15 protein-coding genes are annotated in these 15,158 nt (G+C 69.8%); 9 read left to right on the top strand and 6 right to left on the bottom strand.

The window, feature by feature from the left end; translation table 11 throughout:
* The first annotated feature begins 252 nt into the window (after nucleotides 1-252).
* On the top strand, nucleotides 253-2,139 hold the full coding sequence (locus ACN469_RS35140; RefSeq protein WP_498775281.1) for a hybrid sensor histidine kinase/response regulator: 1,887 nt from the start codon (nucleotides 253-255) through the stop codon (nucleotides 2,137-2,139).
* Nucleotides 2,140-2,181: 42 nt separating this feature from the next.
* Here the strand turns inward: ACN469_RS35140 and ACN469_RS35135 are convergent, their stop codons facing one another.
* Entirely contained in the window at nucleotides 2,182-3,141 is a 960-nt protein-coding gene (locus tag ACN469_RS35135; protein WP_498775279.1) for a M91 family zinc metallopeptidase, read from the bottom strand.
* Here ACN469_RS35135 and ACN469_RS35130 point away from each other — a divergent pair.
* Complete coding sequence (locus ACN469_RS35130; RefSeq protein ID WP_498775277.1) at nucleotides 3,128-3,274, top strand: hypothetical protein; 147 nt, start codon at nucleotides 3,128-3,130, stop codon at nucleotides 3,272-3,274. The genes ACN469_RS35135 and ACN469_RS35130 overlap by 14 nt on opposite strands.
* A 220-nt stretch (nucleotides 3,275-3,494) precedes the next feature.
* Nucleotides 3,495-4,529 (top strand): hypothetical protein, encoded by a 1,035-nt coding sequence (locus tag ACN469_RS35125; RefSeq protein WP_498775275.1) that lies wholly within the window; start codon nucleotides 3,495-3,497, stop codon nucleotides 4,527-4,529.
* Between the two features lie 166 nt (nucleotides 4,530-4,695).
* Here ACN469_RS35125 and ACN469_RS35120 read toward each other — a convergent pair whose 3' ends face one another.
* Nucleotides 4,696-5,679 carry a GlxA family transcriptional regulator gene (locus tag ACN469_RS35120; protein WP_498775273.1) on the bottom strand — a complete coding sequence of 328 codons (984 nt, stop codon included), beginning with the start codon at nucleotides 5,677-5,679 and terminating at the stop codon, nucleotides 4,696-4,698.
* A 111-nt stretch (nucleotides 5,680-5,790) separates the two neighbouring features.
* Between ACN469_RS35120 and ACN469_RS35115 the strand changes: the two genes are divergently transcribed.
* Both ACN469_RS35115 and ACN469_RS35110 read left to right on the top strand, forming a co-directional pair.
* Complete coding sequence (locus tag ACN469_RS35115) at nucleotides 5,791-6,360, top strand: cysteine hydrolase family protein (protein ID WP_498775271.1); 570 nt, start codon at nucleotides 5,791-5,793, stop codon at nucleotides 6,358-6,360.
* A 110-nt stretch (nucleotides 6,361-6,470) separates the two neighbouring features.
* Nucleotides 6,471-7,199, top strand: a complete 729-nt coding sequence (locus ACN469_RS35110) for a hypothetical protein (RefSeq protein ID WP_498775269.1) — start codon at nucleotides 6,471-6,473, stop codon at nucleotides 7,197-7,199.
* A gap of 3 nt (nucleotides 7,200-7,202) precedes the next feature.
* Here ACN469_RS35110 and ACN469_RS35105 read toward each other — a convergent pair whose 3' ends face one another.
* The gene (locus ACN469_RS35105) at nucleotides 7,203-7,943 is read right to left on the bottom strand and encodes a hypothetical protein (RefSeq protein WP_498775267.1); all 741 of its coding nucleotides are present in this window, start codon (nucleotides 7,941-7,943) and stop codon (nucleotides 7,203-7,205) included.
* Between the two features lie 92 nt (nucleotides 7,944-8,035).
* The gene (locus ACN469_RS35100; protein ID WP_498775265.1) at nucleotides 8,036-9,472 is read right to left on the bottom strand and encodes a tectonin domain-containing protein; all 1,437 of its coding nucleotides are present in this window, start codon (nucleotides 9,470-9,472) and stop codon (nucleotides 8,036-8,038) included.
* Between the two features lie 307 nt (nucleotides 9,473-9,779).
* Here ACN469_RS35100 and ACN469_RS35095 point away from each other — a divergent pair, with 307 nt between their 5' ends.
* Complete coding sequence (locus tag ACN469_RS35095; protein WP_498775263.1) at nucleotides 9,780-11,240, top strand: hypothetical protein; 1,461 nt, start codon at nucleotides 9,780-9,782, stop codon at nucleotides 11,238-11,240.
* Between the two features lie 40 nt (nucleotides 11,241-11,280).
* Nucleotides 11,281-11,652 (top strand): type II toxin-antitoxin system PemK/MazF family toxin, encoded by a 372-nt coding sequence (locus ACN469_RS35090; protein WP_498775261.1) that lies wholly within the window; start codon nucleotides 11,281-11,283, stop codon nucleotides 11,650-11,652.
* Here ACN469_RS35090 and ACN469_RS35085 read toward each other — a convergent pair.
* Nucleotides 11,639-12,418: an alpha/beta hydrolase gene (locus ACN469_RS35085; RefSeq protein ID WP_498775259.1), complete on the bottom strand. Its 780-nt coding sequence runs from the start codon at nucleotides 12,416-12,418 to the stop codon at nucleotides 11,639-11,641. The two genes, ACN469_RS35090 and ACN469_RS35085, sit on opposite strands and share 14 nt — an antisense overlap.
* A 147-nt stretch (nucleotides 12,419-12,565) precedes the next feature.
* Between ACN469_RS35085 and ACN469_RS35080 the strand changes: the two genes are divergently transcribed.
* Both ACN469_RS35080 and ACN469_RS35075 read left to right on the top strand, forming a co-directional pair.
* Complete coding sequence (locus ACN469_RS35080) at nucleotides 12,566-13,240, top strand: response regulator transcription factor (protein WP_498775257.1); 675 nt, start codon at nucleotides 12,566-12,568, stop codon at nucleotides 13,238-13,240.
* Nucleotides 13,224-14,444: a sensor histidine kinase gene (locus ACN469_RS35075; RefSeq protein ID WP_498775255.1), complete on the top strand. Its 1,221-nt coding sequence runs from the start codon at nucleotides 13,224-13,226 to the stop codon at nucleotides 14,442-14,444. Before ACN469_RS35080 ends, ACN469_RS35075 begins: the two co-directional genes overlap by 17 nt.
* Here the strand turns inward: ACN469_RS35075 and ACN469_RS35070 are convergent.
* A complete protein-coding gene (locus tag ACN469_RS35070) occupies nucleotides 14,412-15,047 on the bottom strand; it encodes an NlpC/P60 family protein (protein WP_498775253.1) in 636 nt (211 codons plus the stop codon). The two genes, ACN469_RS35075 and ACN469_RS35070, sit on opposite strands and share 33 nt — an antisense overlap.
* Nucleotides 15,048-15,158: the final 111 nt, after the last annotated feature.

Here is a 15,158-nt window from a genome sequence, read left to right as displayed (position 1 = left end):
GACGCCCCGAAAGCACTCCATGGGAGCCTGAACGAAGGGTGGCCAGACGAGCTGGACGTCCCACCATCAGTGCACGAGTTCACCGAGGAACGTCTCGGCTGCGCGGCCCCCTGCCATCCATGCTACGCAACGCATTCGCCGCCCCTTCTTTTCGCCGCACCCGCCCCTCCCCGCGCACTCGTGAACCCACCTCTCCACGGCTCCTCCCCCGCGAGTGCATCCCCGCCCGGGGCTGAGTCAGCGCGTGTGTGGATGGTCGATGACAGCCCCACGCAGTTGGAGCGGGCCCGCGCGCTCCTGTCCAAGCACCACGCGGTCGAGACCTTCCGCGACGCCGAGGCGATGCTCGAGCGGCTCACCCAGGGTCTTCCTCCCGACGTGCTCCTGCTGGACTGGCAGTTGCCGGGCGTCTCCGGACTGGATGCGTGCCGCTACGTGCGCGAGCACTACGATGACGTCAGGCTGCCCATCCTGATTCTCTCCGCGCGGGGCGCCCACGCGGACTTCACGGAGGGCCTGCGGGCCGGGGCCAGCGACTACGTCTCCAAGCCCTACGACGACGCGGAGCTGCTCGCGCGAGTGGGCAGCCTCCTGCGCATCCGCGCCCAGGGACAAGAGCTGCGCGAGCGCGAGGCGTATCTGGCCACGACGCTCTCCAGCATCGGCGACGCGGTCATCACCACGGACCGGGCCGGGCGCATCACCTTCCTCAATCCCGTGGCGGAGCGAGTCACCGGCTGGAGTGACGCCGAGGCGCGCCAGCGCCCCGTGGCGGAGGTCTTCCGTCTCGTCGACGCCGCCACGCGGACCCTCGTCGATGACCCCGTCGGCCGCGTCCTCACGCGCGGCGCGGCCCAGGGGCTCGTCGGGCACACGCTGCTCTTGCGCAAGGACGGCTCGGAGGTCCCCATCGAGGACATCGCCGCCCCCATCCGCGTGGGCGCCAACGACCTGACGGGCGTCGTGCTCGTCTTCCGGGACGTCACCGAGCAGAGCAAGACGCGGCAACGCAACGAGGCCCTCGACGCGAAGGTCCGTGCCAGCGAGGCCGAGCTGCGCATCCTGCTCGACGCGATTCCCGTGCTCGTCTCGTATGTCGGCCCGGATGAGACCTACGGTCGGGTCAACAAGGCGTACGAGGACTGGTTCGGAATCGCGCAGGACAGCCTCCGGGGCAGGTCCATCCGGGAGGTCATCGGGGAGGCCGCGTACGAGGTGCTCGGGCCCTTCGTGAAGCGCGGGTTGGCGGGAGAGGACCTCTCGTTCGAGCAACATGACGTGCCCTACCGGCTGGGCGGCACGCGCGACGTGAGGGTGACCTTCATCGCGCACCGGGAGGTGGGGCAGCCCGCGGGGGGCTACGTCGCGCTCCTCCAGGACATCACCGCGGAGCGGAGGCTGGCGAAGGAGCGCGAGCGTTCAGGCCAGCAACAGCGGGAGCAGGCGGAGTTCGAGCAGCAGCTCCTCGGCATCGTGAGCCACGACCTGCGCAATCCCCTGGGCGCCATCTTGATGGGGGCGGCCCGGCTGAATCAGCAGGACGGGTTGGATGCGAATGTCCGGAAGACAGCGGCGCGCATCCAGTCCTCCGCCTCCCGCGCGGTGCGGATGGTGAATGAGCTCCTGGACTTCACGCAGGCCCGAATGGGCGGCGGCATCCGGATTGAGTGCAACCCCACGGACCTCCACTCCCTGCTGCGCGCCATGGTGGACGAGGTGGAGGCCGCCAACCCCTCCGCCCGGGTCATCCTGGAGATGAGCGGCGACGGGCTGGGCCTGTGGGACGGAGACCGGCTCGCCCAGGTGCTCCAGAACCTGGTGACGAATGCCCTCAAGTATGGCGAGCCCGGCGCGCCCGTCCGCGTCGCCGCCCGGGGAGACCGCGAACACGTCACGTTCAGCGTGCACAACGAGGGCGAGCCCATCCCCGCCGACCAGCTCCCCGCCCTCTTCCAGCCCTTCCAGCGGGGCACGGACACGGTGGACAAGGCGGGGCGCAGCGTGGGGCTGGGCCTGTTCATCGTGAAGTCGATTGTCGACGCACACGGCGGACACATCGAGGTGCGGTCCGAGCAGGGCAAGGGCACCACGTTCATCGTGAGCCTGCCCCGCCACACGCGCAGCTCCGCGCCGCGCTAGAGAGGCCGCGGCCCTTCACCAGGAAAGGCCGGGCCTTCTGACTCAGCCCTCGAGGTCGCCGACAATCTTCCCGAAGGGCGACGGCGTGCCGAGCATCTTCTGGAACCGGTTCCGGTTGTCCGAGCCCGCGTCGTAGTCGTTGAAGTTGTTGTCGTTGGAGTTCTTCCCGTCCGGCCGCATGCCCGAGTAGTCCTGGCGGGCCGGCAGTCCGTGCTCCGCGCGAATCTTGTTCTCGGTGGGGGCCCAGCCCGCGGGCGTGTGCGGCGTGGGCTTCAGGCCGACCGTCTCGAACTCCTCGCGCAGGCGCAGGCGGTCCTCGACGGTCTCCTTCATGTCCGTCGAGTACGCGGGGTGGCGCTTGAAGACGTCCGCGTCGTTGTGCTTGCTGGCCGCCAGCGGGCTCACCTGCACGCCGTTGGACGCGCGCCAGGCGTGGACCGACTCGTGGCCCAGGCTGTTGAAGCGCTGCTGGCTCGGGTCGGCCTCGTTGTAGTTGATGCGGCTGGCCGTGCCCGCGCCGGGCTGGCCTTCGTAGCGGTACGCGGGGCGGGAGGACGCGTAGGTGCCGTCATTGCGAGGCACGTGCGACATGGGCATCGAGGCATTGCGGCCCGAGTAGAGGTCCGCCACCGTCAGCGGGTTGCGCTGGGTGCCGATGGCGCCGGGGTTCACCTGGGAGGTCCGGTCATTGAGCTCCGTCATCATCCGGCCGCCCTCGGGCTTGCTCGTCAGCCGGTGCGTGGAGGCGCGGGCGTCCTGCGTGAAGTCGGCGAAGTCCGCGCCCGTCTGCTTGCTGTCGCGGCGGGTCCGGATGCCCTGGAGGTCCGGGTGCACCACGCCGTAGTCCGCAGGCTTGAGGTTGTTCTTGCCGTCCTGGAGCTCCGTGGGCGACGGGCGCGGCTGGGAAGGCGGCTTGCCGGCCGACTCCGTCTTCTGCGTCGGGCTCTTCTCCGGCGTCTTCGCGGGCGTCTTCTCCGGAGCCTTGGGCGTGCTCGTCTCCATCTTCGGGGGCGCGCTGTTGCTCCGGGAGCGGGAGGACGAAGAGGAGGAGGACGAGGAGAAAACAGAAGACGGCTTCGAGCGGAGCTTCATGGGGATCGCCTCGGGACAGGAAGTTGATGACGAGGCTCCCTAGAGCATCCAGCGTGCCAGCCTCCTCGTGGCGCGGAGCAGCCCTGGAGCGTCCTGATTTCAAGAGGTTCCACGGAGCGCGGGGAGATGCCGGGAGCCTCCGCTGATGACCGTGAACAAGGGGCTGATGACTGCCGTCATCAGGCGCGGCGCCCTCCAGGCTGGCAAAGCCCGGGAGGGACGCCTAGAAGCACGCCCTCTTTCACCCAAGGCTCATCCACCGCATGAATCGCAAGAACGCGCTCAGCACCCTGCTCGCAGTGGGACTGCTGACGACCCTGACCGCCCAGGCCGAGGTGCTGTTCTCCCAGGCCAACCTCCTGCTCAACAAGAACCAGCTCTCCGCGGTGAACTATCGCGGCAAGGGCCTGTCGCTCCCCGTGGGGACGAAGGTGGAGGTCCTCAAGCGGAGCGACGACGAGGTGCGCTGCCGGGTGGTCGACTCGGGGGCGGAGTTCAAGTTCGTCTCGCACAAGAGCCTGGGCAAGGACGCCGTCGCGCTGTTCCCCTCCTTCTTCTCGGCGAAGGACCCCGCGGCGCGCATCGCCGCGCTCTCGCCGGAGGAGCAGAAGCAGGTCAAGGCGGGTGAGCTGGCCAAGGGCATGTCCCGGGACGCGGTGCTGCTGACGGTGGGCCCGCCGCCGCCGCACCGGACGCTGTCGCTGGAGAGCAAGACGTGGACCTACTGGAGCTCGAAGTTCTCCACGTTCGAGGTGGTCTTCGATGCCGACGGCAAGGTGGTTTCGTTCGGAGGCGAGCCGGCGCCCGCGCCCGCCCCGGCGCCCGCTCCCACGGAGAAGGTCTTCCACCACGCGACGGCGAACTTCCACTTCGAAGGGGAGACCTTGTCGTGGGTGAACTACCTCAAGGGCCCCATCCTCCCGTTCAACACCCGGGTGGAGGTGCTGGACAAGGGCAGCTCGAAGGTGAAGTTCAAGGTCGTGGAGACGGGCAAGGAGTTCGTGTTCGAGAACGACGAGCGCTCGGGCGCTGACACCTGGGCGCTGTTCCAGGCCGCGTTCGCCCCCGAGGACCAGGCCCCCAAGCTCGAGACGCTGTCGGCGGAGGACCGCAAGAAGGTCTCCGCGTCGGAGGTGGTGACCGGCATGTCCCGCGCCGCCGTGCGCATGGCGTGGGGGCCGCCTCCTCCGCACGAGACGCCTTCGTTCAACTCCACCGTCTGGACCTACTGGAAGAACAAGCTGGCCAAGGTGAAGGTCACGTTCGACAAGGACGACAAGGTCGCCTCCGTCGAGTAGCGGCCCGCCGCCCCGGCTGTCCTGGAGGAGCTTCGACTCCGCGGGACAGCCGGAGGTCGCCGCCCGTCAGCGCTTCGCCAGCAGCGAGCGCGAGCGAACACCTCGCTGACAACGGGGTGTCAGGATTGCGAGGACTGCTTCTCGAGGAACGTAGGGACGCCCCGGCTCAGCGCAAGGCGAAGCGCCGACGGTAGGCGTCCGGCGTCAGGCCCGTGCGGGCCTTGAAGCGGCGGCGGAACGAGGTGGTCTCCGCGTAGCCCACGGCCTGGGAGATGTCCTCCACGGTGCGGTGGGTGGTCTCCAGCAGGTGCCGGGCGGCCTCGATGCGCAGGCGCTGGACGTAATCCAGCGGGGTGTCGCCCGTGGCCTTGCGGAAGCGGCGCAGCAACGTGCGCTCCCCCAGGCTCGCCGCCACGGCCGCGCCCTCCAGGCTCACCGGGCCAGCGTGGTGGGCCTCCAGCCACTCCTGCGCGCGCAGCACGGCCTCGTCCCCGTGGCCCCGGGGCACGGCCTGCACGGCGTAGGGGGCCTGGAACCTGCGGCCGGGCTCCACCAGGAGCATCTTCGCGCAGAGCGCCGCCAGCTCCGGCGAGGCGTGCTTCGCCACCAGGTGCAGGCAGAGGTCCAGGTAGGCCGTCACGCCGCCCGCGGTGAGCACGTCGCCGTGGTCCACCAGGAGCAGCTCCGGCTTGAGCGCCACGCGCGGATAGCGCGCCACGAAGTCCTGGGCGAGGCCCCAGTGGGTGGTGGCCTCGCGCCCATCCAAGAGGCCCGTCTTCGCGAGCAGGAAGGCCCCCGCGCACACCGCCGCCAGCGTGGAGCCTCGCGCGTGCTGTCCCGCCAGCCAGTCCGCCGTGGAGCGCTCGGCCACGCTGCCCTCCAGGTCGCCGATGACGGCGGGGACGAAGACGACGTCGAAGCGCTCGGTGGAGGCAGGCACCCGCGCGGCGGCCAGCTCCAGGCCGTGGAAGCTCCGGACGGGGCCGGCGCGAGCGGCCACCAGCTCGGCCGTGAAGGGCTCGGCGCGGCCCTGCTGGCGGCTCAGGAGGTTCGCCATGGCGAACACGTCCAGCGGGCCCGTCACGCTGGAGGCCACGCAGCCCTCCAGGGCCAGCACCGCGATGTGGAGTGACGAGGACCTGGCGGCCATGTGCGCTTGTCGGTTTCCGCCCGGACTTTGTCAATCCGAGCACTCCTGTCGGAAGCGGCGTCTGGATATTCAGCCAGGGAACGGACGACAACCCGCTGGAGGAGAACACCCATGGACAAGCCCCTTGAGAACGCCGCGCTGCTGCTCATCGACATCCAGAATGACTACTTCCCCGGAGGTCGGTTCGAGCAGGACGGCGCCGACGCGGCGGCCACCCAGGCCCGGGCGGCGCTCGACTTCTTCCGCGAGCGGGGGGTGCCGGTCATCCACGTCCGCCACGAGTCACCGCAGCCGGGGGCGACGTTCTTCCTGCCGGGGACGCCGGGGGCGCAGCTTCACTCCCGCGTCGAGCCCCGGCCCGGCGAGGCGGTGGTGCTCAAGCACTTCCCCAACAGCTTCCGGGAGACGGACCTCCAGGAGCGCCTGCGGGCGCTGGGCGTCAAGCACCTGGTCGTCACCGGGATGATGACGCTCATGTGCGTGGACGCCACGGTGCGCGCGGCGGCGGACCTGGGCTACGCCGTCACGGTGCTCCCGGATGCCTGCGCGGCCCGTGCCCTGGAGTTCAACGGCCAGCACGTCTCCGCGCCGCACGTCCACGCCGCGTTCCTCGCCGCGCTCGGCATGGGCTACGCCCGCATCGTACCGACGGCGGAGTTCCTGGCCCAGGCCGGGCGCTGAAGCAAGACAGGGCCCGCGGCACTCGGCGGGCCCTCGAATGACTCTCGGGGATGAGCTGGGCACTCCACCGAGGGATGATGGGGAAGGAGTGCTTCGCGTAGGATGCCGCCGTGAACGCGCCAGGACTGTCTGACTTCGCGACGATGCAGGTGGCGACCCTGCGCGGGCTCGTCGAACAGGCGCTGCTCGCGCAGCGAGGTGAAGCCACGCTCGACGTGGAGACGCTAAGCGCGCGGCTGCGAGAGGTCATGGAGCAGGGCGGGCCCCCCGAGCTGGGCGAGGTCCTGCTGGGGCTGCTGCAATCCAGGGCGCTGACGCAGGTGCGCGACCGCCGTGGGGACTCGTGTCGGAAGCTCGCGGTGCAGGCGCTGCTCTCACTCGATGTGCCCGAGGCACGCGAGGTGTCCGAGGAGGACTTGTCCTTCGCTCGCGCCCGGCGCCCACGTCTCCCGCGCTGGCTGGTCCCCCTCTCCGCCACGCTCACCGCGCTCGGCGGCATCGCGGCCCTGGTGATGGGGCTCATCGCTCACGTCCTGGCGAACTTCCTCAGGAACCACTACGACTTCCCGCCCGTCTCCAATCTGATGGTCGGGCTGCTCGGTGGTGTGACTTTCTGGCGCGCCGTCAAGCTGGTCGCCAACGAGGAGAGCCGCCCCGAGGACCTTCGCGCGCTGATGCTGCTCGCGACCGCGAGCGTCCTCCTCTTCCTGCTGGACCTCCCCTGGCTGCTCAACGGAGGCCCGGAGGCCCTCGCCGCGCCGCTGTACGCCGGGGTTCCCGCCGCGCTGACCGCGCTGCTCCTCGGGGCCATGGGAGTCCGGCCCGCCTGGAGGTCGTGAACATCACGGAGGCGCGGCACCCGACCGTGGCGCCTTGGAGAAGACCGAGCTGGCGGAGCGGTGGGAGATGCGTTGATAGCGCGCATAGGCCTCCACGAGCGCGGTGCGCATGGCCGTGGCCTCCGTGGGCCCATGCCGCGCCACCGTGGCGGCCAGCGCCTCCAGGAGATAGGCCTCGGGCGCCATCAACGTTCGCGTGAGCGCGACAGGGCTCGCGCCCAGCGTCTTCAGCACCGGGCCGAAGTACTGCTCACTCATGCAGGCCAGGACGACGACGGGCCGGGGCGCGGCACCCGGCGGTGACTCCACCTGGGGAGGCGCGCGGTCCATCAGCCGGTCATGTCCGGCCCACACCAGCAGGTCGGCCTTGCTCGCGCCCGCCGCCGCACGCAGGAAGTCCTCCAGCGCGGTGTCAATCCGGTCGCCCGCATAGGCGTGGAGCCGCAGTCGCACGGGACGCTCTCCCTTGGCGGCGGTCCGCTCCAGGACCAACACACGCAGCACCGCGGAGTCCGCTGGCCCCGCCTCGCGACCCACCACCTTGAATCCCGGGGCCCGCGAGAGGAACCGCTCCGCGCCGTACATCGCGCCCCAGTACAGGTTCGTCTCCAGGGCGCGAGGGGCACCCGCCGGTGCACGGCCGCATTGAATCAAGGCGTTGTCACACAGCGGGACGAAGACCTCGACCTCCAAGGCCGTCACGGGAGGCACGGCCAGCAGGCTCAGCAACATCAGGGACAGCAAGGTGGGCCTCCAGGGATGACTCGAAGAGACACCCCCGGCCCGTCCATCCGTTCCCTCGCGCGTGAAACTCGCCCACGCGCCCTACCCGTCCGTCACTGCCACTTGTAGACGAGGCCCTGCGCGTTGAGTCCCCACACGGAGCCATCCCCCGCGGCGGAGATGTTGCGCAGCGCGCCGGGCACCTTCTGCCAGGCCGTCCCGCTCCACTGGTAGACCTGGTCCGAGCCATCCAGCGCCCAGATGTTCTTCGCGTTGCCCACGGACACGAACGTCATGCCGGCGGGGATGTTCCAGGTCCACTTCGTGCCGTCCCAGCGAAGCACGCGGTTGGAGTCCGGGGGGTTGGTCGCCCACAGCTCGCCATCCGCGCCCACGGAGAGCTGGCTGACGCAGCAGCCCTTCTTCTCCCACGCGGAGCCCGTCCACCGGAACAGCGAGCCACCGTTGTCCAGGCCCCAGGCCGTGGTGGCGTTGATGGCGGTGACCTGCTTCATGCCCGTGGGCATGTTCCAGGTCCACTTGTTGCCCGTCGCGTCCCACTTCAGCACGCGCAGCGAGTCCGGCGGATTGGTGGCCCACAGCGTCCCGTCCGAGGCGGTGGAGATGTTCGTCACCGTGCCGCCCATCTTCTGCCAGGCCGCGCCCGTCCACTTCCAGTTGAAGCCCGCGGTGTCGAGCCCCCAGACCGCGTTCGCGCTGCCCACGGAGATCTGCTTGAGCGTCGCGCCCTGGGGCCCCGGCTGGAGCACCCACTGCGGCGCCGGAGCCGCCAGCAAGTCGCTCCACTTCATGGTGATCTTCGCGTCCGTCTGCCCGGCGAACGTCACCGTCTTGTCCGTGGTGTTCACGGTGATGCCATACACATACCGCGCACCCGGCTTCTCCCACTGCGCCACAATCCTGCCCAGGGCGTCGTACACGACGATGCCCATGCTCACGCGGTTGTCCGTGTAGCTGTAGGCCCAGACGGTGTGGCCCTTCCACTTGATGACCGGACAGGTGGCGGCGGCAGCCCCCGTGCCGGGCCCCTGCGTGCACGTCACCTTCATCCCCGGGGGAATCGCCGGCGTCGGCGCGGGAGGAACCAGGACGACCACGGGGGGCGGCACCAGCTCATCCCAGGTCATCGTTATCTTCGCGTCCGTCTGACCGGCGAACGTCACCGTCTTGTTCGCGGGGTTCACGGTGATGCCATACACATAGCGGGCACCCGGCTTCTCCCACTGCGCCGCGAGCGCGCCCGTGGCGTCATACGCGGCGATGACCATGCCGATACGGTTGTCGCCATAGCTGAGCGCCCAGTACGTGTAGCCGTCGTACTTGAGCACCGGACACGTGGTGGAAGCGGCCCCCGTGCCGGGGCCCTGCGTACAGGTCACCTTGGTGCCGGCGGGGAGCGCGGGAGGGGGGCTCGGCGGGACCTGGGCAATCGCGGGGAGCGGCTGGGCTTGCGCGGGGAAGCCGGCGGTGACGGACATCAAGCCCACACACAGGGCCACGAGGTTCGCGAACTTCAGAGCTGGTTTCATGGGAGGCGTATCGCTTTCGGGGGAAGCAATGGCTGCGCATGGCGCGAGAGCAACAACCAGGCCAGTCACCACTCCAGGGGAGCGCGGCCTGACTGAACCGTGCGTCAGGTGTGTCAGGAGTCGCCCCGCGGGTTCTTGACGTGTCCGTTGACGTGTCAGCGCGACGGAACACGGCGAGGGCCCGGGCTTGACCACATGCACTTCTCCCCGCCCACTTCCCCGTGGCGTCCAGAGGGCCTCGGCGGCGAAGCTCGGTGGCTGGGGCAAGCCGGACATCGCTCCAAGGTGGACCCGGAGAGAGCGCACCATGTCGCGAATCGTCGAGCTGTGGGATGCGTGGAGCGCGCGCCAGACACATGCGGGGCTCGGCGCACTTCATGGCGGCGAGCCACTCTCGCGCGAGCACCTCGAACGGTACGAGGCCGCGTTCTGGCGACGCGGGTTCGAGCTGAGCGGCGACTTGCGTGAGCTGCTCCAGGCACGCGGCATCGTGTGGGCCCGTCCCGTGGAGTCCGCGGACGGTGAGACACTCCCAGGGCTGCGCCTGCTGAGCGACGTGCGACTGCTCGACGAGCACGACCGTCACCTGGAGCTGGCCGAGCTCAACGGCGTGCCCTGTGCGGAGCAGTGGCTGCTGTTCACCACGGAGCGCGACCTCGAGCCCGCATGGGCGCTCGATGCCCGCTTCGCGAGCGCGAAGGGCCCGAGCGTCGGCCAGTACCATCAAGACGTCGTCTGCACCCAACCGGTGGGACCCACCGAGCCGCTGCCGCTCGCCTCCCCCGACGTTCACTCCTGGCTCGCCGCGAGACTCCAGGACATCGAAGCCCGGTGGCGGAGCGTGCCGCGCGAGGTGCTCGAACAAGGGATGTCCCCTCCCCGCTCCGACACGGAGCCCTTCGAGGCCCTGCAAGCCTCGGCGCTCGCGGCGGCCGAGGCGCGCATCGCCAGGGGCGCGCTCAAGTGGGAGCGCCTCGATGCCGACTGGCGACGCGTCACGAGCGGCACGCGCGACACCGCGCTGCTCCAGCGGGTCCTGGAGGGCGTGCGGCAGGACCGGCGCAAGGGACGTCCCGGCATTCCCTTCGACCTGATTTCACAAGGCGTGGCATGGCCGTGGGACTACCCGGGTCCGGGACAGCTCGCGGCACGACTCGAAGATGCTGAGCGTGGAAAGGTCATGGGTTGGGCCCTCGAACGTGCTGGCGGCCGAACGCTGGGCGGCGAGGGGCTCCGCTCCGCGATGGACGCGTTGCAGGCGGGAGCGAGTGGCTCGCGGGAGCTGCTGCGACAAGTCTCACAGGAGGGGTGGACGGAGCGCGCCATCGACCTTGTGGCTCCCGAAGGACGCGGGCGAATCCTCGCGCGTGCCGCGGCGCTCGCGCTGTCGGACCGGACGGAGAGCAACGTGGAGCGCGTGCTCACCCTGTGCGCCCACACCGGCGCGGGGACGCAGGGTGCCTGGAGTCTGCTCGACGCCTGGGACCACCTCGACGCGGTCTTGAACGGACGAACCCAGCCGGGCGTCGAAGTGAAGCCCGCGCCGACAGTCCCCGACTCGGCGCTCGTCGCCGAGCTGCGCGTCTGGCTGCTCGCGCACCCCGGCCCTCAACGGAAGCTCGCCGAGGAGCTGGGCACGCAGTGGGCGCCTCGACTGAGCGCCGCGACGCCCGACGAGCGCGAGCCCATCACCCGCCTCCTCAAGAGCGCGCTCAAGTCTCCGAAGCTCACGGGTGAGCTGTCCGCCTTGCTCGCGCGCCTGAACTGAAGCAAGGACAGCGCTCCACCGGGAGGGATACAAGGACGCCATGCAAGAGCCACGGCCCCTCCACCGAGGCGACCTCTATTGGATGGAGCCCGATGAAGCGCGCGGGTCGATTCCCCCCATCGTGCATCCCCACCTGGTGATTCAGGAGGATGTCTTCAACCACTCGCGCATCCACACCGTGGTCGTCTGCGCGCTGACGTCCAACCTGAAGCGCGCGAACGAGCCGGGCAACGTGCTCCTCGACGTGGGTGAAGGCAACCTGCCCAAGCACAGCGTCCTCGTCGTGTCCCAGGTGTCCTCCGTGGAGAAGACACGGCTGGGAGAGTTCATCGGCACCCTCTCCGCGCAGCGGGTGGAGCAGGTCCTCGCGGGCCTGCGCTTTCAACAGGCCGCGTTCTTCAACGGCCGCTGACCCGCCGCAGCCAGCGGCTCACTTCGTCCAGGTACTCGCGCGGGAGCGCATGGCCACTGTCAAAGGTCTTGTGCGTCTTGCGGCGGGACGGAGCCGCGTCGAACAGCGCCTTGCTGTCCGCGACAGGAGCGAAGTCATCCTGGTTCGCCGTCAGCAGCAGCCAGTCCTGGTGGATCCGCGCCATGTGCAGCGAGGGGGCAATCTCCTCCATCGTCGGGTCGATTTGAGGCGGCACCATCGTGATGAGGTGGGTGACGCGGGGCTCACGCGCCGCGAGCAGCAGCGCCACCTGGGCGCCCATGCTGTACCCGGCGACGAGCACCCGAGGCGGCCTTCCCTTCGCCAGCACGGCGGTGAGCAGCACGTGGGCGTCCTTGAGGGTGTCGGAGATCATCGCCACATACGGCCCGGGCTCACCCTTGTGAGCCTGCTTGGCGAGCGCTCCCGGCTTCGCCTCGGGGGTCGCCCGCTCCCCGTGCCGTCGCGCATCCAGGAGATAGACGCGGTACCCGGCCCGCAGCAGTTGGTCCTTCAACACCCCGCCGTGCGTGGGGGCCGCGTCCGACAGCCAGTCCTCCTTCTTGCGGGTGAGGCCGTGCAGGAGGATGGCCACCGGCGGGTTCGCCGCGCCGCCCTCGGGCTCCAGCACCACGGTGGGGATGCGTTCTCCATCCGCGCCGCGAACCTCCAGCGGCGCCACCGGGTCGGCGGCGTGGGCCAGGGAGGCGGACAGCAGCAGCAGGCACAGCGAGAGCAGGCGAGTCATGTCGGGATTCCTTGGAGTGAGAGGCCCCGCCACCTTGCGGTTTCCGACGTCAGCCACACGTCAACGCCAGGTTGACCTCCGGTTGACGCGGCGACTGGTAACCTGTGGTCCTCTCCTTCCAAGGCCCCTGCCCGCCCGGGCATCCCCATGCGAGTGCTCATCGTCGAAGACAACCGCGACCTCCAGGCGAACATCGCCCGGTTTCTGGGAGCGGACTTCCAGTTGGACTTCGCCGCCACCGGGCCGCAGGGACTCACGCTCGCGCTGGGCCATGAGTACGACGTCATCGTCCTGGACCTGATGCTGCCGGGCCTGAACGGCATCGAGCTGTGTCAGCGCTACCGACAGCTCGCACCCCGACTGGTCCCCATCCTGATGCTGACCGCGCGGGACACCCTGGAGGACAAGGAGGAGGGGTTTCGCGCGGGCGCGGATGACTACCTCGTGAAGCCGTTCTCGCTGCGGGAGCTGCGCCTGCGCCTGGAAGCCCTGGCGCGGCGCCCCGTTCCTCCGAGTGGACGACGGCTGACGGTGGGGGCCCTCACCCTGGAGCCCGACACCGGCTTCACGCGAATGGGCGAGCGCAGCGTGCGCCTCAACAGGACGGAGGCCATCATCCTGAAGCTGCTTATGGAGGCCGCGCCCAAGCCCGTCTCCACGGAGAAGCTGGCCCACCAGCTCTGGGGTGACGAGGCACCGGAGTCGAGCGCGCTGCGCACCCATGTCTATGCCCTGCGAGGCGCGCTCGCGGAGCTGGGGATGAGTCCCTCCATCACCACCCGACGCAACGAGGGCTACAGCCTGGATGCGCCCCAAGACTAGGTCGGTCCGAGGCCTCCTGCTGGGCGCCATGACGCTGTCCGCGGTGCTCGCGCTCCTGCTGATGGGGGCGTTCTTCACCGTCTTCAGCTACGACCTGGAGGACGCCATCTTCGACCGGCTCGTGGCCACCGAGGCGGACCGGCGCCCGGGCGAAGCCAGCGTCGTCCCGTCCAGCATGACGACCTATGTGGGCCACGCCAGCCTGCCACCGTGGATCCAGGAGTCGCTGCCGAAGAACGCTCCGCGGAGCGAGCGCGAGGTCTTCACCCGGGACCATGGCCACTTCCATGTCGCGGTGCGCCCGGACGCGGACCAGGGGCTCACGCGCTACGTGGTCTTCGACACCACGGAGCTGACGAGCACCACCCGCCATCTCCAGCGGACGGCCGGACTGCTGGTGACCAGCGCCCTGCTGGCCCTGCTGGGCGCCGCGCTGCTCTCCCGCTTCGTCGCGAGGCGGCTCAGTCGCCCCCTGGAGCAGTTGGTGTCGCGGGTGCAGGCGGACGTGACTCCGCGCCCGGAAGAAGGCGGAGGCATCGCCGAGGTGCACACGCTCGCGGCGGCCCTGCGTGCCCGGGACCTCCGCATCCAGGAGCTGCTGGAGCGCGAGCGAGCCTTCAACCGCGATGCGAGCCATGAGCTGCGCACGCCCCTGGCCGTGGCCCAGGGCGCGGTGGAGATACTGGAGCTGGACCCGCCGTCGGACAGGGAGGCTTTCGAGCGGCTGCGTCAGGCGGTGCGTCACATGGGCCTGTTGACCGAGGGCATCCTCTGGCTGGCCCGCGCGGGCCGCTCCGACGAAACGTGCGGACTGGTGGGCATCACCCGGGAGATGGCTGCGCTGTATGGAGACCGTCGCCGACATGACGGCGTGGAGCTGGTCATCGAGGCCGAAGGCGAGGTCCTCGCGCCACTCCCGGGAGCCGTGGCGCGGGTGATGCTGGGCAACCTCATCAAGAACGCGCTCGACTACACGAGCCAGGGGCGCATCGTCATCCAGGTTGAGCCCGGGAGCTGGAGCATCCGCGACACGGGCGTGGGCTTCGGCCGGGTCGAGCCCGAGCACGCGGGCTTCGGTGTCGGCCTGTCGCTCGTGGAGCGGCTGGCGCGTCGGTTCTCATGGGAGCTGTCCATCCAGCCCCTGGAGCCGCACGGGACGCTGGTGCGGCTCTCATGGCCTTCCGTTGGGCCGCGCGGAGCGTGATGGCGGCTTCCGCATGGGCGCATGTTGGCGACAGCGACCGGGACGGGGACCTTGCTCCATTCGAGTCACGACCAGGCCGGAGTAGGTGTCCGCGTGTTCCTTCAAGTAGGCCACCAGGTCCACCTCCACCACCTTGCCCGCGAAGTGGTCACCGACAATCCATCGCCCGTTTCCGCTGTAGAGCCCGGTATGCCAGACCCAGACGGGGCGACCTGAGAGCTCGCCGATGGAGGACTCGGCCGGATTGGCGTCGAACCCCACCAGCCACAGCACGTCGCCGGGAAGAAGCCGAGTCACGTCGAGCGAAGTGGAGGCCACGGGCGAGAAGCCCGACACCGAAGCGCCCAGCTCCGCCGAGGGCACCGCCACCGTGGGCAGTACGGAGAACGACTTCCAGCCGCAGCTCCCCACGCGCTCGGCGGCATAGAACAACACGCCCTGGCAATCGAGCCCCGCTCCACCTTCACGCAGGCGCCCGCCCAGCACGTAGGGCACGCCCAACACCTCCCGCGCGGCGAGCACGAAGCGCTCCCTGGGAAAGGTGCCACCGGACGTCGGAGACGACTCCGCCTGTGCATGCACCACGCCGGGCAGGGCGAGCACGCAGAGGCTCAATCCCAGCCCTGTAGACAGGGCCCTTCGCGAGACAAACCCACGCAAGCTCGCGCCGAATCCCTTGCTCTTGAAGGACATGACCGGAGCGTCTCACGTCCC

The organism is Corallococcus terminator (assembly GCF_049194865.1).
In the GTDB taxonomy this organism is placed as follows: Bacteria; Myxococcota; Myxococcia; order Myxococcales; family Myxococcaceae; genus Myxococcus; species Myxococcus terminator_A.
The sequence above is the reverse complement of the archived record's forward strand: the minus strand, read 5'-3'. Positions and strand labels throughout refer to the sequence as shown.

Excerpts from the sequence above, each read along its gene's own strand:
- ACN469_RS35140 (WP_498775281.1), top strand. The coding sequence starts at position 253 with ATGGTCGATGACAGCCCCACGCAGTTGGAGCGGGCCCGCGCGCTCCTG.
- ACN469_RS35135 (WP_498775279.1), bottom strand. The coding sequence starts at position 3,141 with ATGGAGACGAGCACGCCCAAGGCTCCGGAGAAGACGCCCGCGAAGACG.
- ACN469_RS35125 (WP_498775275.1), top strand. The coding sequence starts at position 3,495 with ATGAATCGCAAGAACGCGCTCAGCACCCTGCTCGCAGTGGGACTGCTG.
- ACN469_RS35120 (WP_498775273.1), bottom strand. The coding sequence starts at position 5,679 with ATGGCCGCCAGGTCCTCGTCACTCCACATCGCGGTGCTGGCCCTGGAG.
- ACN469_RS35115 (WP_498775271.1), top strand. The coding sequence starts at position 5,791 with ATGGACAAGCCCCTTGAGAACGCCGCGCTGCTGCTCATCGACATCCAG.
- ACN469_RS35100 (WP_498775265.1), bottom strand. The coding sequence starts at position 9,472 with ATGAAACCAGCTCTGAAGTTCGCGAACCTCGTGGCCCTGTGTGTGGGC.
- ACN469_RS35095 (WP_498775263.1), top strand. The coding sequence starts at position 9,780 with ATGTCGCGAATCGTCGAGCTGTGGGATGCGTGGAGCGCGCGCCAGACA.
- ACN469_RS35090 (WP_498775261.1), top strand. The coding sequence starts at position 11,281 with ATGCAAGAGCCACGGCCCCTCCACCGAGGCGACCTCTATTGGATGGAG.
- ACN469_RS35085 (WP_498775259.1), bottom strand. The coding sequence starts at position 12,418 with ATGACTCGCCTGCTCTCGCTGTGCCTGCTGCTGCTGTCCGCCTCCCTG.
- ACN469_RS35080 (WP_498775257.1), top strand. The coding sequence starts at position 12,566 with ATGCGAGTGCTCATCGTCGAAGACAACCGCGACCTCCAGGCGAACATC.
- ACN469_RS35075 (WP_498775255.1), top strand. The coding sequence starts at position 13,224 with ATGCGCCCCAAGACTAGGTCGGTCCGAGGCCTCCTGCTGGGCGCCATG.